The 2,664-nt window shown below is 69.6% G+C and carries 2 protein-coding genes; both read left to right on the top strand.

Annotated features, from left to right (window positions below):
- The first annotated feature begins 206 nt into the window (after window positions 1-206).
- A complete protein-coding gene (locus GC119_RS10835; RefSeq protein ID WP_151953140.1) occupies window positions 207-782 on the top strand; it encodes a YdhK family protein in 576 nt (191 codons plus the stop codon).
- Between the two features lie 51 nt (window positions 783-833).
- On the top strand, window positions 834-2,664 hold a 1,831-nt coding region (locus GC119_RS10830), incomplete at its 3' end, for a heavy metal translocating P-type ATPase (protein ID WP_151953139.1).

Below are 2,664 nucleotides of genomic sequence, written 5' to 3'. Positions count from 1 at the left end.
TGACCGACAGAACGCTGCGCGGATCGGAGCTGGCGAGGATGACCCCGGCGGAGGCGATGGCGACGTCGGTGCCGGCGCCGATCGCGATGCCGCCGAGGCGGCCGGCCGCGGCGTCCGCAGCCCGCCCGGGAAGATCCGCCCCACCCCTTGACGGATACCCCCTAGGGGTATAGCGTCGAAGACGCAGACCGAAGGAAAGGAGATCCATGAAGCAGCGCCTCACAACAGCAGTCACCGCGGGAATCCTCGGAGGAGCCCTCGCCCTGTCCGGCTGCGGCGCCGGAGCAGACGATTCCGCAGAGGACAGCAGCCCGACGAGCACCGCCGCGGGCAGCCACAGCGCAGGCGACCACTCGGACCACCCGGCCGACGGCGGTCCCGCACCGAAGGGCATCGACAAGGCCGAGTCTCCGAAGTACCCGGTCGGGACCGACGTGACGCTCACCGCTGACCACATGGAGGGCATGGACGGCGCGAAGGCCACCGTCGTCGGCGCATTCGACACCTACACCTACGCGGTGGACTACACCCCGACGACCGGCGGCGATCCGGTCAAGAGCCACAAGTGGGTCGTCCAGCAGGAGATCGAGGACGCCGGCGACGAGCGCCTCGAGGACGGAGCCGACGTCACCCTCGAAGCCGAGCACATGGAGGGCATGAAGGGCGCGAAGGCTACGATCGCATCCTCCACTGACGAAACCGTCTACATGGTCGACTACGAAGCCGACGGCACGAAGATGAAGAACCACAAGTGGGTTGTCGAAAGCGAAATCAAGCCGTAGTCCTGAGACCGCTGAGGGCAGAGCAGACAGATTGAGGGGAAGCAGAGAGCGATGACGGATCACAGCGCACACCACCACGGCGGCTCCGCACACGAGGCCGAGCACAGCCACCACACCGGGCACAGCGACCACACCGGACACGGCGGGCACGGCGATCACGTCGCCCAGTTCCGCCGGCTGTTCTGGATCAACCTGGTCATCGCGATCCCGGTGGTCGCCCTGTCGCCGATGTTCGCCGCGCTCATCGGCTACTCGGTGCCCGACTGGGCCGTCTGGGCCGCCGCGGTGCTCGGCACCGTCATGTACTTCTGGGGCGGCATCCCGTTCCTCACCGGCGCCTGGGACGAGCTAAAGAGCCGCAGCCCGGGGATGATGATGCTCATCGCCCTCGGCATCACGGTGGCGTTCCTCGCCTCGTGGGCCTCCACCCTCGGCCTCGTCGACCGAGAGCTGGAGTTCTGGTGGGAGCTGGCGATGCTCATCGTCATCATGCTGCTCGGACACTGGATCGAGATGCGCTCGCTGGCGCAGACGACGTCCGCCCTGGACTCCCTGGCCGCTCTCCTGCCCGATGAAGCCGAGCGCGTCGAGGGCGACGATGTCGTGACCGTCGACCCGGCTGAGCTCAGGGTCGGCGACGTCGTCATCGTCCGACCGGGCGGCAGCGTTCCCGCCGACGGCACCGTCGTCGACGGCCGCGCCGACATGGACGAATCGATGATCACGGGCGAATCGCGTCCCGTCTCCCGCGGCGAGGGCGATGCGGTCACCGCCGGCACCGTCGCCTCGGACTCGGGCCTGCGCGTGGAGATCACCGCCACCGGCGACGATACGGCCCTGGCCGGCATCAACCGGCTCGTCGCCGAAGCCCAGGGGTCCTCGTCGCGAGCCCAGCGGATCGCCGACCGCGCCGCGGCCCTCCTGTTCTGGTTCGCCCTCGGGGCCGCTCTCATCACGGCAGTGGTCTGGGCAATCGCCGGCGGTCCGGACGACGCCGTCACCCGCACCATCACAGTGCTCGTCATCGCCTGCCCGCACGCTCTGGGCCTGGCCATCCCGCTGGTCGTCTCGATCGCCACCGAGCGCGCGGCTCGGGGCGGAGTGCTCGTCAAGGACCGCCTGGCCATGGAGTCCATGCGCCAGGTCGATGCGGTTCTCTTCGACAAGACCGGCACGCTTACCAAGGGCGAACCGGTCGTCACCCGCGTCGAGCCTGTCGGCGATCTCGACGCCGACGAAGTGCTCTCCCTTGCAGCCTCCGCCGAAGCCGACAGCGAGCATCCCCTTGCCCGGGCCATCGTCGCAGCCGCCGAGGAGCGCGGACTGTCCTTTGAGGCCGGCACCGGCTTCAGCTCATCGCCCGCTGTCGGCGTCACCGCCGATGTCGCCGGCCGCGAGGTCCGCGTGGGCGGACCGCGGCTGCTCGAGGAGACCGGCCAGGATGAGGTCGAGACCGCTGAGGACTGGCGGGACGAAGGCGCCATCATCCTCCACGTCCTCCGGGACGGGCAGGTGGTCGGCGGGCTCAAGCTCGCCGACGAGGTTCGACCGGAGTCCCGCGATGCCGTCGACGCGCTGCACAGGCTGGGCATCGAGGTCGTCATGATCACCGGCGACGCCGAAGCGGTCGCCGTCGAGGTCGGCCGCGAGCTCGGCATCGACCGAGTCTTCGCCGGGGTGCGTCCCGAAGACAAGTCGGCTCGGGTCGCCCGCCTGCAGGAGGAGGGCAAGAAGGTCGCCATGGTCGGCGACGGCGTCAACGACGCTCCGGCGCTGGCACAGGCAGATGTCGGCATCGCGATCGGCGCCGGCACCGACGTCGCCATCGCCTCCGCCGGGGTCATCCTCGCCAGCTCCGATCCGCGCAGCGTTCTGTCGGTCG

It is taken from the genome of Brevibacterium sp. Marseille-P9724, from assembly GCF_902500275.1.
Lineage (GTDB): Bacteria > Actinomycetota > Actinomycetes > Actinomycetales > Brevibacteriaceae > Brevibacterium.
Note: the sequence above shows the minus strand (reverse complement) of the source record. Positions and strands in the feature narration are given on the sequence as shown.